We start from the raw sequence: 21643 nt of genomic DNA, 5'->3' as shown, positions 1-21643 counted from the left end.
TGGTATGCGTTTTCGATTTAATCCTATTGTGGCGCTTACGCTCAGCGCCACTGTGTTGCTCGGCGGATGTTTGTCTCAAGCTGAGACAGGGCCTAATCATGGCCTTTGGCAACTACAAAAACAAAGAAGCGAACAGTTTCTCTCTGCAACCAAGGCGCTTGCGCAGACCACGCAATCGGTTTGCTCGCAGGGCACGGATGTGGATAAGGCGCGTCAAGCATGGAAGAAGGTTATGACCGCTTGGATGCCTTTACAAGGCGTAGAAAAGGGCTCAGAGCAAGCCTTGGCACAAAGTTGGCGGATTCAGTTTTATCCTGACAAAAAGAATACCACCGGACGGAAAATGAATGCCTTGCTGGCCAGTGATACTACCTGGACCGCGGATGCATTAGCGGATCAAAGTGTGGCCGTGCAAGGTGTCGGCGCGATGGAATGGTTGTTGTATGATCACCAAGCGGATTTAACTCAGCCAAAACACTGCGAAGTAGCCATGGCCGTCAGTGGGCGTTTGCAGCAAAGTGCAACGGCATTAACCCTAGCGTGGCAGAAAAACCCGTGGTTAGGGATGCCATCTTCGATGGCCACGGCAGAAAAACTTGGCGCACTGACACATCAGCTCGATTATGTGCTTAAAAAGCTTGCCGGCCCTTTGGGCAAACCTGGTTTTCCTAACCCCTACCAAGGAGAAGCCTGGCGATCGCGGCACTCTCTAACACTATTAAGCGAGAGCATTCAAGCGATGCAAGTTCAATATCACGCTGAAGGTGGTATCGAGCAAGCGCTACGCGAGCGAGGCAACCATCAGGTGGCCGATCGTGTTAGCCAGCATTGGCAACTCGCCTATGACAGTGTGCCCAAAGACGGCGAGCCGCTGTTTGATAGGCTCAACAGCGTACCGGGTTATCGTGACATGCTCACCGTCTATAACAATCTGGAATATCTAAAACTCGTGTTGGGTGGTCAAGTCGCACAAGATTTAGGCATTGTTGTGGGGTTTAATGCAACCGATGGCGATTAGTCAGAAACGCCGCCGTTTACTCAAGGCGGTGCTAATGGGCGCGGCTTTACCCACCGTCGTAAATACATTGAGTGGTTGTCGTGGTAATACCGCAGCAGCGCGGTGTGAGTTACTGGGCTGTGCGCTGAGTCGTGATGGCTCTTTCGCGGTGGTTGGCGCTGATCCGTCTGGGCAACCCGTTTTCCGCCTACCATTGCCCGATCGGGGTCATGGTGTCGCTGCTCAGCGACGAGAGGTTGGAACGCTAGGGGTGGCATTTGCGCGCCGGCCTGGTGATTTTATGCAGGTGTTTGACTACCAACGTGGAGTGACGTTGTCACGAGTAAGGGCCGCCTCCGATCGTTATTTTTATGGACACGGCGCCATTTCTGATGATGGAAAATGGTTATATACCACCGAGGGTAAACGGCAAACCAGCGAAGGTGTGATCGGTGTTTACCAATTAACCGCGCAGGGGCAGGTAAAAAAAGTGCGTGAAATAAGCGGCTTTGGCATTGGTCCTCATGAGTTAGCGCTGGTGGATACTAACACGTTAGTCGTGGGTGTCGGCGGCATGCATACTGATGGACGCACAGTGTTAAACATTGACGCTATGTCACCGGCACTGGTCTATATCGATATCGACAGTGGCAAAGTGATCGAGCGCGCTGAGCTTGCAAATAAGAAGCTCAGTATTCGCCATTTGATGGTGTCAGATAAGGGTTATGTGGTGACAGGTCAGCAATACCATGGTGCTGATAACGCCCCCCTTGTCGCGATTCATCGCCGTGGTGAGCCGATGAAAATGCTTGATGCTTCACCAGAGCAGTGGTCGCGTTTTAATAACTATGTTGCCAGTATTGCTACCCTCAATGGTTGGATTGTCGCCACGTCGCCCCGTGGCAATTGTTATGGTATTTGGTCGTTAAATAGTGGCGAGTTACTTGGACTGCATCCGCTGATAGATGCTTCTGGCGCGAGTCGCGATGGTGATGTGATTAACCTCAGTGCGGGTAGCGGTAAAATGGTGACGCTAAATAATGCACACCATCCGGATTATAAAATGACGCCAGTCCGATGGGATAATCACTGGATAACCTTAGTGTAATGAATCCATGATAATGTTCTAAACGGCAGTCAATTTTGGCTGCCGTTTTTGTTTCAATACCTTGCGTTGTGATGAGGAAAAACAGACGTTAATTTTGCTTCTTTGCAGTAAAACTTTGCCATAATCATAACAGGGGTGAGGAGGGGCGTATGATGAGAAGGCACGATGCCTGGTTGGCTAACCTTCTGATAGTGTTTTGCTTTTTGGTAAAGCCAGTGATGGCCAATAACGCCAGTGAAACGGGTGGAGTACGGTTACTGACTGAACCGCAGATCTCGGGGAAAAGAGTGCCTGATGATCAAACTGTATCGGCGGATGTTCATCGCCAGCGAGCCTACCAGTATGCGCGCGATTGGCTTGAATCGGCGGCACCGGATGCGACCGTATTGGCCTATCCCCAAGCGCTGACTCAAGACTACCTGGATAATGGATTTTCGTTGATTTGGACACAAGATGCGGCGCGAGATGAGTTAGAAACGCAAGTGAATGTGATTTCACTGGCTGGCTTTAGTCCTGAGTTTGAATGGCGAGCATGGCAATTGCGGCAACTTCGTCAGCAGCCCAGCGATGCGGCCTATGATATTTTTGCTACCGATACCGCCTATGCGCTGCTTCGCTATTTAAGTGTGATCCCCGATAAAGGAATGCAATGGTTTTTTGGCGCGTCTCATCGCACCCCCTTGCCAGCTCCCTCATCGCAAAGGCGTGCTGCTTTATTTAAGGCAGGACTTAACGGGTCACTGGCTCCGTTTTTGCAGCAGCGGCGTCCACAACACTCGCAATACGATGCATTAGTAAAACAAATTGTTCGCTTACAAGAGCAGGCGCAGTCGGTTTGGCCAACGATTCAGGCTGAGAACGTCATATACCCGGACCAAGCGATTGCGACAACGTTAGCGCTTAACTTGGTGGATAATCTGAGGCTACAGGGCTTTTGGGGCAGCTCTGAGCGCTTGGAAGCGATAAATGGCGATACTGTGCGCTACGGTGGTGACTTGCTTCGCGCAGTTGAACGCTTTCAGCAACAGCATGGTTTATCCATGGATGGCATTATCGGCCCAGCAACCGCGAAGTGGTTAAATTTGGACCCACAAGCACGGGTTCGGTTATTGGCACTTAATGCAGAACGGCTGCGGTTGTGGCCTAACGATAACCCCAATCGAATTGTGGTGAACATTCCCGATTATCGCATGCATGTATGGCATGACGATCAAAATGTATTCGAAAGTAAAGTGGTCGTTGGTCGACAATCAAGGCGTACGCCGCTGTTTACGTCGCAACTTGATTCGGTAGTGCTGAACCCCAGCTGGAATGTACCTCGTAGCATTGTGCAAAAAGATATCTTGCCCAAACTGGCGGATGACCAGCAGTATTTGTCTCGCAATCAGTATCGCATTTTGCCTAACTGGCAAAGCAACATCGCTATCGACCCGAGTACGATTAATTGGCAAACCGTGAACGACGACGGCTTCCCTTATCGATTGCAACAGGCACCGGGCCAAGGCAATGCATTAGGAAAGTACAAGTTTAACACCCCAAACAGAAACGCCATTTATTTACATGACACGCCGGCACAAAGCTTATTTAGTCGCTCGCGCCGCGCGTTTAGTTCTGGGTGTATTCGGGTGGAGCAGGCCGAGCAGTTGGCGGATTTGGTGCTGGATTTGTCCGGGAAACAGTTGGCTAACTACCAAGGGTATTTGGATAAAACACAAACTAAGTGGGTGTCGTTGCAAACGCGCCTTTCCGTACAAACCATTTACCAAACAGCATGGGTCACTGAAGACGGCAAGCTCGCGTTTCGCGATGATGTATATGCCTATGATAGTCATGCCGAACGACAAATCACCACTCAGGAGCCGAGCTACTTAACCCAGCAACGTGATATATCCTCATCACGGTCACAGTAGTCTCAATCACGATCACAAGAGTTGACAGTCATAGCCCCGCGCCATCAAGACAGAGAGCGCGGGGCTTTGTTTGTTCACCGCGACGCTTATTCACCGCGACGCTTATTCACTGCAAGGTACTCACAGCGAGGTTTAGTCACAAGTAGAGGTTGGGGGAGTGGTTAGATGTGGCGCAATATAGCGTTGGTAGCGCTTGGGTTTTAAACGCTTGAGGTCGACTAAAACCAGTCCATCAATGCAGTCGGCGAAATCAGGATCAACACCAAAGTCTAAGAATTGTACGCCGCCAGGCTCACATAGCTCACTGTACTGCTTATAAAGCGTTGGGATCCCGACGCCAAGGTGATCGAGTAACATTTTTAGCTTTTTCAGATCGCGCGCATAGTCGTTGCCACAAAAGTGGTCGAGCAACTCGCTTTGTTTACTTTCGGCGAGTTGATACGGTCGTTTCGATCGCGCACAGCGGTTGTCGCCACGAAAGTAGGTGCGATAAAAGAAGATCAGTAGCTCTTTAGCGGGTTGTGGTATCGCGTTGCTGATAGTGACAGGCCCGAATAAATAACGGTACTGTGGGCGATTAGCGAGTAGGGCGCCAATGCCTAACCATAAATAATCCAGGCTTCGTTTTCCCCAATATTTGGGCTGAACAAAACTACGGCCTAGCTCTAAGCCTTGGTCAAGAAAAGGCTGCATCCCTTGTTCATAATCGAACAAGCTTGCGCTATAGATCCCTCCAAGCCCTTGATGAGCGAGAGTGGCTTGGGTATCACATAAGCGGTATGCGCCGACGATATCGAGCTCAATCGGATCCCACAAGACCAAATGCCAATAGTATTGGTCGTATTTATCAAGATCACGCCGCTGTCCGGTGCCTTCCCCAACAGCGCGGAACGCGACCTCACGTAAACGACCTATTTCGCGCATCACCGGCGAATCGGCTTGATAATCAAGTAAATAAATGAGTTTACCATCGGGTGTCTGTCCGAGTTGCTCGCCGAGTGTAATTGCATGCTTGAGCGCCAGTCGTGGCTCCGGTGAGGCAATCGCAGTTTCGGTGGGAAATAAGCCTTGCTTACGCTTGGCGATCCGGTAGAGGTGTTTACGAAAGAGTTTAACCCGTGTTTTTACCGGAAGGTTCGCGCTGGCACTGTAACTGTGGTGTGGGATCATTTCGCCCACAGTGAAGGCGATGGTGTTGTTCTCTTGTCGAAACATCTCTTCAACCAGTAACAAAGTCGACAAAGGTTTATAGACCATTGACGCACCATAAAAACGGGCAGAATTTCGCCCGTCGACATGAATCGGCAAAATAGGGGCGTTTGATTTACTCGCCATACGTAAGAAGCCAGAGTGCCAAACACCGTCTCGAATTCCTGTTGGTGCGACGCGCGAAACCTCACCGGCTGGAAAGATAATCAAAGCGCCATCACGCTCTAGCCACTGTGTGATTTGTTGTAGATTTTGTTTAGGCGTTCGGCCTCCCATATTGTTGACTGGCAACAGACAACTGTGAAGTGGGCCGACTTGCATGAGTAATTCATTGGCAATAACTTTAACGTCTGGACGCACTGAGCGTACGAGTTTAAGCAGCGCCAAGCCATCCAGTGATCCGATTGGATGATTGGCGATAATCACCACCCGTCCAGATTCCGGGATCCGCTCTTTTTCTCTATCGCTGACCCGATAGCTAAAGTTAAAATAATCCAGCACCTGTTCAACAAACTCGAATCCTTGTAGATGCGGGTAGCGTTCAGCAAACGCTTGAAACTCCTGCTCATGAAGTAAACGCTTTAACGTTTTACTGACGGGGCGCATGAGCCAACCGCGCTGTTCTAACCGGGGGTAATGCGACGATAATACTTTATCAATATCTAACATAAGCAGCCCTGCATACAATAAAGCGCACCTGAAAGGTATCCAGGTATCCTTATCTCAGCCTAGAGCGTGAAGGTGACATCTCCTTGGCAGCACAGTTGCAAACTGATGACAGCATGGCATAGTGAGGCCCGTATTTACGTCGTTATCGGCGGCTACCGCACTTATACAAAAGGAAGGCTAACTGTATGGCGTTGCATTATGAGATTGTGCCGGTCACGGCATTTCAACAAAACTGCTCGATTATTTGGTGCGATCAAACTCAAGACGCAGCGATCGTCGACCCAGGTGGTGACGTGGCTAAAATTCGCCAAGTGATTCATTCACTCAATGTCACCGTGACGAAAATCCTTCTTACTCACGGCCATTTAGATCACGTGGGTGGCACAGTAGAATTGGCTAACGCGCTTGATATTCCGGTGATTGGTCCGCACAAAGAAGATGCATTTTGGTTACAAGCCTTACCGGCGCAGGCACAAATGTTTGGTTTTGCCCACGCCGAGCCGTTCGAGCCGGATCAGTGGTTAGTGCAAGGTGATACGGTCACCGTCGGCAAGCATACTTTGTCGGTCTTATTTACCCCCGGGCATACGCCAGGACATATTGTCTTTGTGGATGAAGAAAGCCGTACCGCATGGGTAGGCGATGTGTTATTTAACGGTGGTATTGGCCGTACCGACTTTCCAAAAGGCGATCACGCGACCTTGATTGACGCCATCAAGAACACGCTGCTTCCGGTGGGAGATGATGTGACTTTTATTCCCGGCCACGGACCCACCTCAACGCTGGGCCATGAGCGTAAAACCAATCCTTTTCTTACCGGTGCTTTCTAACCCTTTTCACTAAACTGGCTTGTACTCAGAGTACGGGCCAGCTTGTTTGTTTAGAGCCTGTTTGTTTAGAGCCTGTTTGTTTAGAGCTTGTTTGTTTAGAGCTTGTTTGTTTTGTTTAGAAGAGCCTATTTGTCCCAAGACCATTATTGCGTACTGGCAGCAGCCAGATAGCGTCTTGTCACCCCGATAAAGTCTTCTAGGGGGCGATCGAGTAAGTCTTCGCTGATAAAAATGTCATAACCTAACAATTCGCGCATATATCGCATACGATTGGCCAACATCGCCATCAGACCTTTATAAAGCACACCATTGGCACCACGATATGGGGTGTCATCAAACATCATATCTTCCAATGGCTTACTGGGTTTGCTTCCCGCACGACGGTAAGCTGTAATCAGTAATGCCCGTTGAGTCATGATGATATGAGTCACCATTCTCAAGCTAATACCATCTAATAATGCATCATAGTGTTTGATTTTAATCCCCATCCAAGGCAGTGGCTCGCCAAGGCCTTGCGGATAGATTTGAGGGATCCCTATCGTGTCAATATGGCGCCATTTGAGTGCCCAACCGCCACGAAAGCTGTGATGCTGTATATGCATAAATGAGAGCGAAAACGACAGTTGTACGCGCTGCAGAAGTTTATGTATGGCATATAAAATTGCGCCGATAGCGATCAGGCCGATAATGCCTTGCCCAAGTGACAAGGAGGGTTGGATTAAAAAAAAGCATACCAATGCAAATGCGACAACCATTGCGATTAGCATGCTCCATCGCGCCGCTTCAAATTGGGGCGGGTAGATTTTTATTGTCTTGAGTGCATCCATAATCTTCCATTCCACGCCATAGATAAAGCGGCGAGTACAAGCGTTTAGCCAGGATTTACCTTGTAAGTGTACGATGAAAGTGTCTGATTAGTTTGCCTAAAAAACACCGAATAGGTAAACATTTGTCGCTGAATGTCACGAACTTTGCACCGACTAAGGGACGCTTACCTACAAAAGTGAGCTGAAATTTGGTATAACACGCGCTTTGTTTTTCACCCGCTGCTTTCAGCGAGCCTGAACGTAGTGCGTCTGAGTAGGATGATTGAATGAAAATTTCTCACAAACGTAAAGTACAAGGTAAACTCAACAAGCGTGTTAAGGCATCGTCGCCAGCGCGTCAACGTCCCGTAAAAGCGAAACCCGCGGTAGCGGCTAAACCGGCGGTAGACTCTGCAGCAAAAGCGCCCGTTGTGGATACCGTTTCGTCATTCACCCCTAAGCAGCAGCAAGTATTAGACATCGTTAAAGCCAATCCTGAAGGGATCAACCCGAAAGGCATTGGTCTGGCTGCAGGACAAGAAGACAGTAAAGCCGCTTCTTGGGCGACAGGTGCGTTGAAAAAATTGACCGAAGAGGGCGCAGTCGAGCGTGTTCAAATGGCCGCCAACAAGGTGATTTACAAAGCATCTTGATCAGTGTTTGCTCATCCGCTTAAGTCGTATGATTTGTCTTTGTACTTAAGCGGGTGTTCGATAACACCGCCTCTCAGTTACTTCATTTTGCACATGCTAAGAAAATCGGTTTCTTTTCAACTATTTGTTTTCTTTGTGTTAAAAAAGCTTTTCGAAATAATCGTGTTACGTGTATAAAGCATGATCGAGTGCAAAATACTGTATAATCTTCCAGACATCTGTTTAAAACTGCTTATAGTGGGTGTATCCGCTTAGGTTTTAGTCTGGAGGTAAGCCATGGATGCGCTGTCAACCCAGCTGAAAACACCCACAGAGGTTGTTTTCGATTACACGCATTTTTTGTGTGAAAGTCAGCAGCCCAATTGGACTTTTTTCGATATTTTTCGAAGCTTGTTGCCCATGTTTAATACTGTGCTTGAGTATCAAGCGGGTGGCGATCAATCACCACTAACCGCTCAAGAGCGCCTACAGCAAGACGCTGCGCGTGTGATGTCAGTGCGTCATACCGATACATCTAATTTGGTTCAACTGGCCGGTTTGGCTCGTGCGCAAGGAATTAAAGAACTCACTGTATTGATGCCTTATGCTTTAGAGTATCGGCAAATGGAGTCGATAAGCCACCAAACAGGCGCACAGCTTGAATACAGTAATGAAAACCGCGAGTGGGTTAGATTTACTTTCATCTCTGACGCGGATACTTGCCTGCACTGAGGCGCGTACTAATGACGTTGTGCCAATGTTGGATCGACGCGTGCAATCCACTGCTGATTGTGTTCGTAACAGGTTAAACGTGTCAATGTGGGTGTAAACGCAATGATCGCACATGACGTATCTGCGGCCATTGCGGCGTCAATCAGTGCTTCATCGTCAAACCCATGCCGACGATAAATCATCCTGACCTGATTGGTATTAATTCCCCAATGACTAAGCTGCTCGGCGTTCAATGAGCGGGGTGGATTAATGATCGTGATCCACTTTTGCTGTCGTGCTTTGAATGCTAACGCCTGTAACATCGACAGCCAATGGGCATTGATGGGTGTCTGTGCGTTCAACGCAGAAGAATAATAGCTTCCGTCACGCATCTGTACTGACGTTTGCGTCGTTGCTTGATTTGACTCATTAGACATCGCGTACATAAAGCACCTGTATATATGATCATTACTGTATGTATAAACAGTACTTGTTTGTGGACTGCCTCGCAAGTTACTCTTTGACTAATTTGTGATCAAGATCGTGAACAATTTCCACCCGTTTTAAGCAATTGCTAATGAGATTGATTTAATAACTTGCTAAACTGGCCGCTTTTCATCTTCTCGGAGAAACCATGGAACAAGAATTTTGGCATCAGCGTTGGGCTGAAAATCAAATAGGGTTTCATCGGGACAGTGTGCACCCAATGCTTATGCGTTACTGGTCAACACTTTGTCCAATGCCCGATGAGACAGTACTGGTGCCTTTGTGTGGCAAATCCATCGATTTAAACTGGCTTGCGGAAAAACACGAACATGTGATTGGTGTAGAACTGAGTGATATCGCGGTACGGGCCTTTTTTTCAGAAAACCTGTATACCCCGCAAGTTCACCGTGCGCCGTCGGGTCATACACATTATTGTTTCGATGAGTTGGAGTTGATCAGTGGTGACTTTTTTACTGCACGTTTGAGCCCGACTTCGCTGATCTACGATCGTGCCGCTTTGGTGGCGATGCCACCGTCGATGCGGGATCAGTATGTGCATCGTGTGCGTGATCTTTTAGCGCCGGGAGGCCGCCTATTACTGATCACCTTGTTTTATCCGCAGGCCGATGATAATCCGCCGTTTTCCATCGATACGTCAATAGTGGAAGAGGCGTTTTCAGGGCTCGATATTAGGTTGTTAGAGACGCAAACCGAGCCAGAGGGTGACCGAGGTGAGCAAGTCTGGTTGATAAAAGCCAACGCTTAGTGCTCGGTTTGGTAGAGCCATGCTCGGATAGCGCCGTTTTGCGCTAGACGGTTTTGACTCGAGGTTGATTAGACTGTCGTGATTCCCAGTGGGTAATAAAGAAAACGGCTGCGATAATAATTCCTGCGCCGAGCCATAGCCGGCCAGGTGGAACCCAGCTGAATACCAGCCAACCAAAGAGGACGTTCAGCGGCAGTTTAGCGTGATCAAACGGCTGAACAAACGAGGCATCTGACGCGGCATAGGCTTTGGCTATTGCCCACTGTGCGAGTGCGGTGAGCATTCCAGCACCGAACAGCATCCACCATGCCATTGCAGATGACGGCAGTGTCCAGTCAGGCACGGCCAAGAGTAGATTAAATGGGGTGATCAACAAAAGGAGGTAAACGACCATCGTGGTCGGTGGATCGTAGGCTGATAACCGTTTCACCATTAATGAATAGGTCGCCCAAAAGAAAGCGGCGCCTATCGGCAGTAACGTTGCCCATGTAAAACCATTTGACCAAGGTTCTAGGATAATCATCGCGCCACAAAAACCCGCAAGTGTGGCCAAGCTACGTGCAATACCAACCCGTTCACGAAGAAATAGCCCCGATCCTATGGTTGCAAACAGCGGTGATGTCATTAGTAGGGCTATGCCTTGCCAAATGGGAACCGGATAAGCGAGCGCCCATAGCCAAAGTTGGATCCCAATAACAGAAATAAACACCCGCAAACAATGTTGCCCAAGGTGCTGGGTTTTTAAAGATTGACGAATCCCCAGTTGCTTTAACCAGGGGATCATGGCCACTAAGGCAATGGCATATTGAATAAAAGCAACGGTCGTCGAAGGCAAGCCCAACTTGAAGCTAACATATTGAGAAAGGCTGTTGACTAATGCGAAGCATAAGCCTGCAGTGAGCATCCAGGCCGCGCCTTGGAGGGGATGATGAACTTGTTTCATTACCGTGACAATCCGAAAAAAGACGTACGGATAGTAGCGCAAATTAGGCCTCAGAGCGATCAGAAATCCCCGCTGAGGCCAAGCGTATCATGTGGTTAAGTTGAAAGGGTCGAATAGACGAAAGGAATATCAGGATCCATCGCGTCCAATGTGGCTTGGGTATCGGTCAGATGGCTCACCGTACTGTTTGTCATCTCGGCCAGCGCCACCGACCGAATGTCGTCCCAGTGATAGCCGGCCATATTGGTCGCAATGAGCGCCACTTGAAGCGGGGGTAAACTCGGGTTAAACGCCGCATTTTCGGCATACATCCCAGAGAAAACCGCCCCATCAGATGTTTCAACGGCCACGCCGCTGTAGTTACCCGAATACGGTGCATGACTTCGGTTCGCTGCATCGGCGGCAGCTTTGAGTAGTGGAATATCAATATCGTCTGTGGGTAACTGGTGTGGCGCGTCAGTTAATAAACGTGATTCAACCCCTAAATCGGCAGGACCAAAGGAATCAGGTAAATACGCATGTAACGGTTTGGGATCCGTTTTTGGTAGCTGAATGGTGAGTGATTCTGCACCGTTTAGCTCATTCATAAACTGACGGCAATGACCACATGGGCTGTAGTTGATTGTGATATCGGTTAAGCGAGTTGCCCCTTTGGTCCACGCATGGGCAATCGCGCATTGCTCGGCGTGAATGGTTTGGCCTAGTTGCACCCCTGTGAACTCAATATTGGCTCCCAAGTATAGGGTGCCATCTTCGCCACGAACGATGGCGCCAACGTTAAACGTTGATATCGGAGTCACCGCATAAGCCGCCGCTATTGGCAATAGAGTAAGACGCAATGCGGCGCCAGATAGGCCACTTTCGGCTTCCATTTGCGCCACTTGCTCTGGTGAAAATGTCGCACCAAAGTGTGTGTCAGTTATCCAATCAGAGACAACGCGTTGTAATGCGTCGGGCAATTGTGTCAGTGCATCGGTTAGTGCAGTTCGCATAGCATCACTTCTTAGTCATTAACGGAGGCTCAGTGTAGGGAAGCACTCCTGATAATTATGTGATAAAAGTCACGCATAATATGCAAAACTGATTTCGTTGCTGAAAGTTAGAGTGACATCAATGTTTTTTCGCCTTCTAATTTTGCCAACGCTAACGCTGCAAAAGCCAATGTTGCCAGCGCGAAGGTCACCGGATCCACGATCATTAGAGATAAGACAAAGTCAGATAAAACATCAACGATCTGAGCTCACAACGCGAATAGTGTGAGTGTGAGCTCGAAAGTACTCGGATTTCGCGTCGACGAACAGCTACTGCGTTAATAACGCAGTAATGCCAATAATGAGGCTCGCGGTCGCAATCAACACAATAAGCGGTTTTGTAATGCTAAAAGAGGGATCCCCTAATGCCGGTGATTGCGTTGCCGGGGATGGGGTGAGATCAGGTTGATTTTCCGCCGGCGTGGTTGGCCGTTGCGCAAAGGTTTGTTGGGGTAAAGCAACACGAAAACCAAACTCGCCAACCACGTCAAAGGGCAAGCACTTTTTACCGTTGCGGTAAGACTTAGCCATGAGCGAAGTGACCACACTTTGGTGTTGCGCAAAAGAACTGTCGGGTAATGCGACTTGTTTAAACAAGGTGCGACTTGACAACACCTCGCCTGCGTAATAACAAAGCATTTCGAGCATTCGTGATTCTTCATACGACAAAACCGTGATTGCCTGATCCGTCCAATACAGTGTGCGGCTCTCTGGCTCAAAATCTACTTCAGGAAAACGGTAACAGCGTGTATTTACTTTTGTTGTCATCATCAAGCCCACTCCAAACGACAGCTTTTATAAAAGTGTGGACTCAAATCACAGAACTGCAACTCGTTAGCATGTCTTTTTTGGGTCTAGTTATGCAGGCATGATGTTGAATTTTCTGATTTTATAAGGAATAACAATAGATTAAAAAAAGCACAACCGCTATGTCGCCATAACGGTTGTTGAACCTATCGAAAAACACGACATCGTCTATCGAGGCTAACCGACTAATGATTCGACGTAATGGTAGACCGCTTTCAAGATACGGACCTTGTGCTCATCCGCCTGATGATGATCCGCCAGTTGCTGTAGGTTGTCCATGTACGTGGGAAGGTGTGTTTCAAAATAATCGCGGCGGTGCATAAACCACTGTTTTTGTTCATCGTCAGTAAGTGTCCACGGATAGTTGCGGGCACGATAACGAAACAACAGAGGTTTGATGCGCCAATCGTCGACACTCAAGTCAATCCCGGCAAGGTTTTCTGGATCTTGCGCGCGGATAATGTCCATCGCGCTGCGATCACTTTTTGAAAAAAAGCCAGCATACAGTGCGTTATCAACATCTTGATTGTCAAAGGGCTTGGATTGCGCGAAGACAGCCACCAGCTTCTCTCGGATTTCGGGCGCCGCCTTTAGTGCTTTAAGATGTTGAAGACATGCTTCTCTATCCACGCCAAGACGCGCGGCATCGTCAGGACGAAGTACTTTGGCATCGGCTAAGACCGGGCATTTATTGATATGGATAAGCTTTAATGGTGCCGGCAATTGGTCGTCACTCAATGCTTGACGAGGAGTATATAAACGCTCACGGAGGGCATCGGCATCAAGCGCGAATAAAGGTGAAGGATCGCGGGCAAGATCAACGGTGATCACGGCATTGGGGTTGTCAGGATGCCATGCCACTGGCACAACCCAACTGGTGTTGCCTCGCTCGGTGCCAAACATACCTGAGACATGTACCAGTGGTGTCATGTTGACCACGTCAATCAGGTGCTTAATTTTATTCTTATGGCGGTGAGTGAGAAGGTAATCAAACAACCGGGGTTGCGCGGCTTTCACTTTTTTCGCTAACTCAATGGTCGCGTGCACATCCGCCATGGCGTCATGCGCATCACTGTGTTCAATGCCATTGGCGACGGATAAGTTTTCTAACTTAAAACTGGGCTTACCGTTTTCGTCATGTGGCCATTCAACCCCTTCAGGCCGCAACGCATAACAGGCGCGCATCACATCGAGTAAATCCCAGCGCGAGTTTCCGTTTTGCCAGCTCCACCCATATGGGTCAAAAAAGTTACGATATAAGGTATACCGTGTCACTTCGTCATCAAATCGAACATTGTTATAGCCAATTACACAGGTGTTCGGTTGAGACAGAGCCGCATGGATTTGGGCAATAAACTCCGGTTCGGGCAGCCCTTTTTTCAGTGCGAGTTGCGGGGTAATGCCTGTGACCAAACAAGCTTCTGGGGCCGGCAAGTAATCATTGGGGGGCTGACAAAATAGCACCAGAGGCTCGCCAATAATATTAAAATCACTGTCGGTGCGAACGCCAGCAAATTGGCAAGGCCTGTCTTTACCCGGATGGGTACCGAACGTCTCAAAGTCGTAAATAAAAAAGGTTGGCTGGTCCGCGTCTGTCACAATCGAATCCAATTTGATCAAACAAAAGAAAGCAGAGTCAATACCCTGCGATAAGTGCTCATGGTAACACTGGCAAGACGTATCACCAATCCTGTCGGTGGTAAGATCAAATGCGTCAAAGCCTGCAACTAAGCAGGCTCTGATCGATCATCTACAAACAAAGGCGCATTAAGAGGCAAGGCGCTTCAGTGTTTGCTTCGCCTCGTCGATGGCTTTTGTCGCGCTTTCTTCGCCCATAGCGAGGCCTTCTGCATAGACAAACTCGACATCTGTGATCCCAATAAAGCCAAGCACCGTTTGCATATATCCGGTGACATGATCCGTGTCTCCTCCTTTATGCATCCCCCCTCGTGTGGTGACCACAATGGCGCGCTTACCGGTTAGCAGGCCTTCAGGCCCGTTTTCGGTATAGCGGAACGTTACCCCTGCACGGGCAACCAGATCAATCCATGCTTTTAACTGCACGGGGATGGTAAAGTTATACATAGGTGCCGCGATCACTAGAGTATCGCTTTGTTGTATTTCTTCAATCAGTTGGTCCGATGCTTGTTGCACCTGTTGTTGCGGCTCAGTGAGCTCGTCTGCGCCACGCAAACCACCGACGTTATTTCCTGTTAGCGTAGGCAAAGGAGTCGCCGCCAGGTCACGCTCAATCAGCGTCTCTGGAGACAGGGAATCCACTACACTGTCAATGACTGCGTTTGAGCTAGAGTAGGGGCCGAGAATGCTTGATTTTAAGACCAGCGCTTTCATATATTTCTCCTTAAAATGGGTTGGCGTGATTCAGCACACGTTAGAGTGTAGAGAAACGACACGGTAAAACCAGCGTATAAATTCGTTAAACTTGTTCAAAATTTTTGTTGGGCCCGGTTATTTCTCACGGTAGCGTTGCGCTGAGTGAATAGGGGCGTATGATGTCGCCCGATAGTCGTCCAGAAAGTAAAAATAATGTTATAATGCTCGTTGTGTTGATAAAAAACGAAGATCAAGAACGGCAAAGCGCCCGATCAAATCACAAGTCGGTCACTTGTGGGACACAACGGGATTTGAGGAAATGTGCGTGAAAAACTTATTTATGTTAGACGTGGACGGTACGCTGGTAGACAGCTGCCAAATGGACCACGAGTGTTTCAGCCAGGCGATTGATGAAGTCACAGGTTTAGCGGTTCCAGATAATTGGGGAAGCTACACCAATGTGACCGATGCGGGGATCATCGAAGAGTTAATCGACACCCATGGACTCAACCATGACAAGATCAGGCTGTTTAGAGAGATCAAACAGGTGTTTAGGCAAAAATTGGCGGTTAGGATTGCAGAGAAAGGCTTAGCGCCAATTCCCGGCGCGGTGGAATTTGTAGAACACATGCGCCATGTGCCCTCGGTTGAATTAGCTATTGCCACCGGCGGGTGGGAAGAAACCGCACGGATGAAGTTAAAAGCGGCAGGTTTTAATATCGACGGCATTGTATTTTCATCTTGCTCCGATGCCATGAGCCGGAGTGAAGTCATGGCGTTGGCGGCATTTCGAGCCAAACAAGATTACGGTGTGTATTTTGATCGTCGAATATATTTCGGTGATGGTGTATGGGATAAGCAAGCCACGCAATCACTGAACTATGAATTCGTCGCGGTGGGTGACAAGGTAGAGCACGAGGTGCGGGTGAATCACTTTATCAATCCTCAAGCAATTCTTGGTAAGTTAGGGATTGAGGAAGCTGAGCGTCAATACGCTTAATCTCCCTCGCCCCACATATGCACAACAAGCCGGTTCAGTCTATGAACCGGCTTTTTTGTACAAAGTAACTGGCACGCGATCATGTTGATTGTGAACAGGGTTGCGCTATCTCGCTGGCCTGGTCACTGTCTTGTGACGAAAAATACGCTTGGGTCTCTTCAATCACGACTTTACGCAGCAGTAACAAACCGATGAGGTTGGGGACCGCCATTAAGCCATTAACAATATCGGCAAGAATCCAGATCGTATTCAGTTGAATAAAGGCACCGGATGCAATCAAGCCGATAAAGAATAGTTTATAGATATAAATCGCTTTTTTGCCAAACAAGTACGCGACGCAGCGCTCGCCATAGTAGTGCCAACCTAAAATCGTCGTGAAGGCGAAAAAGAGTAGGCCGATATTCACTAACATAGGGCCAACGCTGCTCTCCATGCCCACGGCAAAGGCATGCGATGTCATTGCTGCTCCCGCTAATTCGCCTGACCATGATTGCGTTAAAATTAACGTTAACCCTGTCATGGTACAAATCACTAAGGTATCGATAAAGGTGCCTGTCATTGATACCAACCCTTGCTCAACGCACGAGTCGGTTTTAGCGGCCGCCGCGGCAATGGGGGCACTCCCTAAGCCAGACTCGTTAGAGAACACACCACGGGCAATCCCTGATTGAATGGCGAGCATCATACCGGCCCCAGCAAAGCCGCCGGTGGCTGCCATGCCGTTAAACGCGGACTCAAACACCAGGCCAACCGCATGGGGTAATTGGGATATATTGGCGCCGAGTACCCACAAGCAGGCAGCGACGTATAATACGGCCATCACAGGAACGATTTTGGCGGCGACGGCCGAAATAGATTTCACGCCTCCGATAGTCACTAACGCCACTAGCACCGTAAGGATAGCGGCGACGGCAACGGTGGGAATATTAAACAAATGGGTCGCGGCGCTACTAATGGCGTTCACCTGTGGGAAAGTGCCAATACCAAAACAAGCCACGCCGATGCCGAATAAGGCAAATAATTTGGCTAATATCGGCTTGCCGGCGCCTTTGGATAGGTACATCATCGGCCCGCCAAGCATATTACCTTTATGATCGGTTTCGCGGTATTTCACCGCCAGTAAACACTCAGCGTATTTGGTCGCCATCCCTAAAAAAGCGGCTAACCACATCCAAAATAGTGCGCCTGGGCCCCCTAACGAAATTGCTGTGGCAACCCCGATAATATTACCGGTACCAATGGTGGCAGATAATGCGGTACATAGCGCGGCAAAACCAGAGACATCGCCTTGGCTGCTTGCATCAGAAGGTTTAAATATTTGCTTGAGCGCAAAGGGCAAACGGCGGAATTGGAGCAAGCCCAAGCGAACGGTAAAAAAGAGCCCGGTACCGGTTAATAACAATAAAAGCGGTGGGCCCCAAATCCAGTCGTCAATGGTGGCAAGAAGCGCGGGTATATCGGGTAGTTGTGAAAAAAATGGCATTAATCCCCCTTTAAACATCAAAGGAGAAGATAGACCACACTAATATTAACAAAAGTGCTACATATTGGGGTGGGTATCTCCTCTGTCCTTTTGCCTGAGAGTTTCACTTGAAAACAAGCTTGCTCCTTCGGCGCCCGAATTAACGGGTCTCTCCAGAGTTTCCTCCAACAGCAGTCCATACAATTAAGTGCCTGAAAGATTTACTTCTTCGGCGGATGGCATTTGCCATCTCTCTCCTGCTGTCTTCATTGGAACGTCGTTATGACGGAAAGTATGATAGATCACAGAAATATGAATGCAATGCAAAATTAAGTGAACAGGGCATTATTCTTCTGAAAAGGTAAAAATTATCGCTTTATAGAAGGTTCTACTGGCTAACGGTGCCGCGTGATATGTGTCAGTTGCCTAAATGTTTCTTGCACTGATTCACGCCAATTTTTAAACGAGGTGGCTCAATGTTATAAGACATTGGCCGATATTATTATTACCATTAATCGGTAACCACTGACTCAACGAGCCCTAGCATGACCACTTGGAACGAACTTTTAGGCGTGAATGCCGGCGAAACGGCCGCGCAGGTTAAACAACGCTATAAGCGACTTTCTAGCCGTGTGCATCCGGATAAAGGTGGCAGCACTGGGTTGATGCAGCTGGTCAGTGAAGCATACCAGGCCGTTAAATCAGGGAAGGGCGACGATAGCGCTTTAGGGCAAACGCAAAACGAGGGAAGTCAGGCGGCGTTACGCAGCCAGGTTGCACGCCTGCAAAAAGAGTTAGCGGTGTTGCAGCAAGAAAACCGCACCCTCAAATCTCGTCAGGCCGGCCAACAAATTCCGGCACACCTCACGGCTAAAATTGCCAAACTTGAGTTTGATAACCGCCAGTGGCGAGAGCAGTACCAAAAACTTGAGCGTCAGCACCAATCATTAGACGGACAACATGCGCGCCTGACACGTGAGCACGACAAAGAAAAAAAAGAGGCCACACAACGCAACCGTGAGCTTAAAGATGCGTTAACGCGCGTGGAACAGCTAGAAACGGAGCTGACGCATAAAGCCACTCCAGTCACTTTAAAACCGGCTAAACCTGGGCTGGCTTGGCGTTGGGTATTGGCCTCGTGGTGCGCCATTGCGCTGGTAATGGTGCCTTTTGGGCAATGGCAACGGTGGATTGCCCCACTTATCGGTGACAGCCAGCCTGATACCGCGCAACGTGTACGTATCATTAATCCCAAGCCACCAGCCTCTGAGCCGGTTGATACTGTTGCCGCCACTCAGTCGCCCGCAGCACCGCCACCGAGTTTACCGGCCGCGCCGATGATTGAACTCAACCCGACGGCAGAAAAATGGCATATCAATCAATATACTGATATCGCCCAGCCGTATCTCGCGCTGCGTAGTCAACAAGGCTCATACATAGTGGCAAATTGCGTGGGCGATTTTTACATCTATTTGAACCGCAGTTATCAACCGTTGCGCGTGCCACCTAATCTCGATTACGTCGCACAGCGGCAGCATTTTCATGTGTATGCGATTCCTTATGGCCAAGGGGCATCTATCGATAGTTGGCAATTAGCACGTAAGGTACAAATATTCGATGACACCTTTGTGAGTGCTGATCTAACCCCGAAGTTAAGGGCGTTTGAACAATCGTGCCGACAAACACCGGATCTTACTGCGGTGAACCGTGAGTAGGCAGCGTTACCGCGAGTGTTCTCGGTTAAAGATGGCAACCGTCAGATAGAAGGAATTTCAACTCAGTATCGCCTGAATGTATTACACTGATCAATAAGCAATAACACTTATTTGAGGCCAGTCACTATGCTCGATCAAGCGATGTTCGCGCACCAATTTGAGCCACCGCGGCAAGACAGTGCAAGCGGCGTATTTCGGCGCCACAAGATAGCGGTGTCGCATTCGGTATCGCTCGAAGCGTGTGTGTCAGGGATAGGCATTCCGGCTTGGTCGGAAACGCGCACAGCCGCAAGCCAAGATGCGGGCGTGGTGAAAACGATGATGGCGCAGGGTGCCAGTGTGATCGGCCAGGTGCAAATCGATCCGCTCGGCTTTAGTATCACCGGATTTAATCCTTTTTACGCCGAACTTCGCAACCCCCACTATCGTCAATACCGTGTGGGTGGTGCCAATGCCGGTATCGCAGTCGCAGTGGCGAAAAAACTGGCGGATCTGGGTTTAGGCAATGATGCGTTCGGGGGCGTGCGGATCCCCGCCGCGCATTGCGGCCTCTATGGCTATCGGCCCACGCCTGGTTTGGTCGATACTACCGGGATAATCGCCATGGCTGATACCTTTGATAACATTGGCGTGTGCAGTGCGAGTCTCGGACATTTAAGCCAGTTTCAAGAGCTGGTGGCAAAGCCCTCAACCGCGGTCACCAATATTCAAGGCGTGGTCATTGCTGAGCCAATTTTTGCCTTGTTTTACTCGGATGAGGCAATGAAGCAGGTCTACCAACACCTCGAACAGCTTCATCTTCCCCAAGAAACCACCTTAGCGATGAATAAATTGGTGCTTACTCGGGTAGAGAAAACCCAAGTTGCGATTGCCAGTCAAGAATTTTTACTGATGTATCAAGCTTGGCTAGACAGCGCCGAACTCGACTTACCTACCTCAACCCAAGGCTACCTTGAACGGCTGCGGGAAGTGGATTACAAAGCCCATTATCAGGCCAAGAAAACGCGCAAGCAGCTACGCGATACCATTACCGCCATGTGGCCGAGTGACAAGGTATTGATTATGCCTTCAACACCAGGCGCGATTTTGCCCCGTGATGCAGACCAACCCGCCAGTGATACCTTTAATCTCGCCCAGCGCCGTCTTATGGCGTTAGCCGATGTGTGTGGAGTACCACAACTAACAATGCCTTTATTCACTCACGATAACGTGCCCTATGGGATAACGTTACTTGCTCATCCCTATAAAGATAAGTTGTTGATGGAAGTTGCGCGTCGATGGTTAAACTAAAGGATGGATTGCTTCCTTATCCTCAGCGTCGTCAAGAAATTTCTATAAAAAACCTTTTTGCCTCGGTAAATTCATGATTTATATGTTTTAAATAAGTTTTATGTTGTGCATTTACTATCAACAGAAACTGTGGATAACTGGTTGGATTAGTCGGTGTTTAACTTTTTAACTGCCTGATATTTAAGAGGTTAACTTAGTGCTTTATGAGGTTTGGCACGCAGGCCTCGTGGTATAAGAAAGTGACAAATTGGCTGTCACTTTCCCGTAACGTTTCGGAGACGCCCAATTAACGCATCCACGTTATTCACAAAACACGATCTATCGCTAAACCTATCACTTTTTGGCGGATTTTATTTTGTATTGCGTCTTGCAATGGCTACGTAAGACGTGCTCTGAACGTAGGGCCTGATGCTTGGTTTTACGCCCGCGCGTCCGCTCACGCCATACCTTAAAGCTGCGTGGTTTTAACTCGCGCCGCATCAAAGCGATGACGTCATCCTGACGCAAGCCATACAGCGTCTCAATCGCCTCAAACGGGGTTCTATCTTCCCACGCCATTTCAATGATCCGGTCAATGTCTCCCGGTTGCTCGTTCAATGCCATATCGGTCTCCTTGCTCTAGTGGCAAACAGTACGCGTCGAGCATGAAAGACCGATCAGCGTGAGCCCTCAGACTGAGCAATGCTTTTACCCTTGTTTTTGGGATGTTTAGAAATAAATAGCGAATACAGTCAGTTACGACTGGGCGTTTTAAATAAGGGTAAAAAACGATTTTTATCCTAACGGCCTGTTGTCACAGGCTATTATTTCGTTATTCTATAGTTCACTGCCGCACAGGCAGCTTAGAAAAGATTAACGACCTGGCCGTCTGTCACGATCAGGGGTTAATCGTTGGCCTCGATGTCGGAGGCGCGCAGTCCGCTTGGGTAATACATGA

20 protein-coding genes and 1 riboswitch are annotated in these 21643 nt (G+C 48.9%); of the genes, 10 read left to right on the top strand and 10 right to left on the bottom strand.

Annotation, left to right across the window (positions count from 1 at the left end):
• The first annotated feature begins 4 nt into the window (after positions 1-4).
• The 3 genes from HLG76_RS01110 to HLG76_RS01100 all read left to right on the top strand — a co-directional run bounded on the left by HLG76_RS01110 (position 5) and on the right by HLG76_RS01100 (position 4015).
• The gene (locus HLG76_RS01110; RefSeq protein ID WP_175992915.1) at positions 5-1018 is read left to right on the top strand and encodes an imelysin family protein; all 1014 of its coding nucleotides are present in this window, start codon (positions 5-7) and stop codon (positions 1016-1018) included.
• A complete protein-coding gene (locus HLG76_RS01105; protein WP_175992951.1) occupies positions 1008-2105 on the top strand; it encodes a DUF1513 domain-containing protein in 1098 nt (365 codons plus the stop codon). The genes HLG76_RS01110 and HLG76_RS01105 overlap by 11 nt, the downstream gene beginning before the upstream one ends.
• A 149-nt stretch (positions 2106-2254) precedes the next feature.
• Positions 2255-4015, top strand: a complete 1761-nt coding sequence (locus HLG76_RS01100; RefSeq protein ID WP_077676930.1) for a murein L,D-transpeptidase — start codon at positions 2255-2257, stop codon at positions 4013-4015.
• 132 nt (positions 4016-4147) lie between these two features.
• On the opposite strand, the gene HLG76_RS01095 is transcribed toward HLG76_RS01100, so the two are convergent.
• The gene (locus HLG76_RS01095) at positions 4148-5893 is read right to left on the bottom strand and encodes a GNAT family N-acyltransferase (protein ID WP_175992914.1); all 1746 of its coding nucleotides are present in this window, start codon (positions 5891-5893) and stop codon (positions 4148-4150) included.
• Between the two features lie 185 nt (positions 5894-6078).
• Here HLG76_RS01095 and HLG76_RS01090 point away from each other — a divergent pair, with 185 nt between their 5' ends.
• A complete protein-coding gene (locus HLG76_RS01090) occupies positions 6079-6723 on the top strand; it encodes an MBL fold metallo-hydrolase (RefSeq protein WP_077460613.1) in 645 nt (214 codons plus the stop codon).
• Between the two features lie 143 nt (positions 6724-6866).
• Here the strand turns inward: HLG76_RS01090 and HLG76_RS01085 are convergent, their stop codons facing one another.
• Positions 6867-7550 (bottom strand): DUF2982 domain-containing protein, encoded by a 684-nt coding sequence (locus HLG76_RS01085; protein ID WP_241827360.1) that lies wholly within the window; start codon positions 7548-7550, stop codon positions 6867-6869.
• A 266-nt stretch (positions 7551-7816) separates the two neighbouring features.
• Between HLG76_RS01085 and HLG76_RS01080 the strand changes: the two genes are divergently transcribed.
• Complete coding sequence (locus HLG76_RS01080) at positions 7817-8182, top strand: hypothetical protein (protein WP_021023613.1); 366 nt, start codon at positions 7817-7819, stop codon at positions 8180-8182.
• Positions 8183-8458: 276 nt separating this feature from the next.
• Positions 8459-8893, top strand: coding sequence for a hypothetical protein (locus tag HLG76_RS01075; protein WP_077676928.1), 435 nt, complete (start codon positions 8459-8461; stop codon positions 8891-8893).
• An 8-nt stretch (positions 8894-8901) separates the two neighbouring features.
• Here the strand turns inward: HLG76_RS01075 and HLG76_RS01070 are convergent, their stop codons facing one another.
• The gene (locus HLG76_RS01070) at positions 8902-9318 is read right to left on the bottom strand and encodes a hypothetical protein (protein ID WP_077460610.1); all 417 of its coding nucleotides are present in this window, start codon (positions 9316-9318) and stop codon (positions 8902-8904) included.
• A gap of 188 nt (positions 9319-9506) precedes the next feature.
• On the opposite strand from HLG76_RS01070, the gene HLG76_RS01065 reads away from it, so the two are divergent.
• On the top strand, positions 9507-10124 hold the full coding sequence (locus tag HLG76_RS01065; protein WP_077660811.1) for a thiopurine S-methyltransferase: 618 nt from the start codon (positions 9507-9509) through the stop codon (positions 10122-10124).
• A 43-nt stretch (positions 10125-10167) separates the two neighbouring features.
• Here the strand turns inward: HLG76_RS01065 and HLG76_RS01060 are convergent, their stop codons facing one another.
• The 5 genes from HLG76_RS01060 to HLG76_RS01040 form a co-directional block, all read right to left on the bottom strand.
• The gene (locus HLG76_RS01060; protein ID WP_174566346.1) at positions 10168-11067 is read right to left on the bottom strand and encodes a DMT family transporter; all 900 of its coding nucleotides are present in this window, start codon (positions 11065-11067) and stop codon (positions 10168-10170) included.
• A 95-nt stretch (positions 11068-11162) separates the two neighbouring features.
• Complete coding sequence (gene cdd / locus HLG76_RS01055) at positions 11163-12059, bottom strand: cytidine deaminase (RefSeq protein ID WP_021023608.1); 897 nt, start codon at positions 12057-12059, stop codon at positions 11163-11165.
• Between the two features lie 309 nt (positions 12060-12368).
• Positions 12369-12869, bottom strand: a complete 501-nt coding sequence (locus HLG76_RS01050; RefSeq protein ID WP_021023606.1) for a hypothetical protein — start codon at positions 12867-12869, stop codon at positions 12369-12371.
• Positions 12870-13082: 213 nt separating this feature from the next.
• Complete coding sequence (gene sbcB, locus HLG76_RS01045; RefSeq protein ID WP_175992913.1) at positions 13083-14504, bottom strand: exodeoxyribonuclease I; 1422 nt, start codon at positions 14502-14504, stop codon at positions 13083-13085.
• Between the two features lie 168 nt (positions 14505-14672).
• The gene (locus HLG76_RS01040) at positions 14673-15257 is read right to left on the bottom strand and encodes an FMN-dependent NADH-azoreductase (protein ID WP_077660813.1); all 585 of its coding nucleotides are present in this window, start codon (positions 15255-15257) and stop codon (positions 14673-14675) included.
• A gap of 307 nt (positions 15258-15564) precedes the next feature.
• Between HLG76_RS01040 and HLG76_RS01035 the strand changes: the two genes are divergently transcribed.
• A complete protein-coding gene (locus HLG76_RS01035; RefSeq protein ID WP_021024213.1) occupies positions 15565-16239 on the top strand; it encodes an HAD family hydrolase in 675 nt (224 codons plus the stop codon).
• 79 nt (positions 16240-16318) lie between these two features.
• Here the strand turns inward: HLG76_RS01035 and HLG76_RS01030 are convergent, their stop codons facing one another.
• Positions 16319-17722, bottom strand: a complete 1404-nt coding sequence (locus HLG76_RS01030) for a sodium:alanine symporter family protein (RefSeq protein WP_077679610.1) — start codon at positions 17720-17722, stop codon at positions 16319-16321.
• A gap of 72 nt (positions 17723-17794) precedes the next feature.
• Positions 17795-17888: riboswitch (glycine riboswitch) on the bottom strand.
• A gap of 358 nt (positions 17889-18246) precedes the next feature.
• On the opposite strand from HLG76_RS01030, the gene HLG76_RS01025 reads away from it, so the two are divergent.
• Complete coding sequence (locus tag HLG76_RS01025) at positions 18247-19416, top strand: J domain-containing protein (protein ID WP_175992912.1); 1170 nt, start codon at positions 18247-18249, stop codon at positions 19414-19416.
• Between the two features lie 126 nt (positions 19417-19542).
• Positions 19543-20706 (top strand): amidase family protein, encoded by a 1164-nt coding sequence (locus tag HLG76_RS01020; RefSeq protein ID WP_175992911.1) that lies wholly within the window; start codon positions 19543-19545, stop codon positions 20704-20706.
• 333 nt (positions 20707-21039) lie between these two features.
• Here HLG76_RS01020 and HLG76_RS01015 read toward each other — a convergent pair whose 3' ends face one another.
• A complete protein-coding gene (locus tag HLG76_RS01015) occupies positions 21040-21309 on the bottom strand; it encodes a TIGR03643 family protein (protein WP_021023599.1) in 270 nt (89 codons plus the stop codon).
• Positions 21310-21643 lie beyond the last annotated feature (334 nt).

Source organism: Salinivibrio sp. EAGSL, assembly GCF_013366455.1.
Classification (GTDB): domain Bacteria; phylum Pseudomonadota; class Gammaproteobacteria; order Enterobacterales; family Vibrionaceae; genus Salinivibrio; species Salinivibrio costicola.
Note: the sequence above shows the minus strand (reverse complement) of the source record. Positions and strands in the feature narration are given on the sequence as shown.

Excerpts from the sequence above, each read along its gene's own strand:
- HLG76_RS01105 (WP_175992951.1), top strand. The coding sequence starts at position 1,008 with ATGGCGATTAGTCAGAAACGCCGCCGTTTACTCAAGGCGGTGCTAATG.
- HLG76_RS01015 (WP_021023599.1), bottom strand. The coding sequence starts at position 21,309 with ATGGCATTGAACGAGCAACCGGGAGACATTGACCGGATCATTGAAATG.
- HLG76_RS01075 (WP_077676928.1), top strand. The coding sequence starts at position 8,459 with ATGGATGCGCTGTCAACCCAGCTGAAAACACCCACAGAGGTTGTTTTC.
- HLG76_RS01085 (WP_241827360.1), bottom strand. The coding sequence starts at position 7,550 with ATGGATGCACTCAAGACAATAAAAATCTACCCGCCCCAATTTGAAGCG.
- HLG76_RS01060 (WP_174566346.1), bottom strand. The coding sequence starts at position 11,067 with ATGAAACAAGTTCATCATCCCCTCCAAGGCGCGGCCTGGATGCTCACT.
- HLG76_RS01030 (WP_077679610.1), bottom strand. The coding sequence starts at position 17,722 with ATGCCATTTTTTTCACAACTACCCGATATACCCGCGCTTCTTGCCACC.
- cdd (WP_021023608.1), bottom strand. The coding sequence starts at position 12,059 with ATGCGAACTGCACTAACCGATGCACTGACACAATTGCCCGACGCATTA.
- HLG76_RS01100 (WP_077676930.1), top strand. The coding sequence starts at position 2,255 with ATGATGAGAAGGCACGATGCCTGGTTGGCTAACCTTCTGATAGTGTTT.
- HLG76_RS01050 (WP_021023606.1), bottom strand. The coding sequence starts at position 12,869 with ATGATGACAACAAAAGTAAATACACGCTGTTACCGTTTTCCTGAAGTA.
- HLG76_RS01025 (WP_175992912.1), top strand. The coding sequence starts at position 18,247 with ATGACCACTTGGAACGAACTTTTAGGCGTGAATGCCGGCGAAACGGCC.
- HLG76_RS01065 (WP_077660811.1), top strand. The coding sequence starts at position 9,507 with ATGGAACAAGAATTTTGGCATCAGCGTTGGGCTGAAAATCAAATAGGG.
- HLG76_RS01020 (WP_175992911.1), top strand. The coding sequence starts at position 19,543 with ATGCTCGATCAAGCGATGTTCGCGCACCAATTTGAGCCACCGCGGCAA.
- HLG76_RS01070 (WP_077460610.1), bottom strand. The coding sequence starts at position 9,318 with ATGTACGCGATGTCTAATGAGTCAAATCAAGCAACGACGCAAACGTCA.
- HLG76_RS01095 (WP_175992914.1), bottom strand. The coding sequence starts at position 5,893 with ATGTTAGATATTGATAAAGTATTATCGTCGCATTACCCCCGGTTAGAA.
- HLG76_RS01090 (WP_077460613.1), top strand. The coding sequence starts at position 6,079 with ATGGCGTTGCATTATGAGATTGTGCCGGTCACGGCATTTCAACAAAAC.
- HLG76_RS01080 (WP_021023613.1), top strand. The coding sequence starts at position 7,817 with ATGAAAATTTCTCACAAACGTAAAGTACAAGGTAAACTCAACAAGCGT.
- HLG76_RS01110 (WP_175992915.1), top strand. The coding sequence starts at position 5 with ATGCGTTTTCGATTTAATCCTATTGTGGCGCTTACGCTCAGCGCCACT.
- HLG76_RS01040 (WP_077660813.1), bottom strand. The coding sequence starts at position 15,257 with ATGAAAGCGCTGGTCTTAAAATCAAGCATTCTCGGCCCCTACTCTAGC.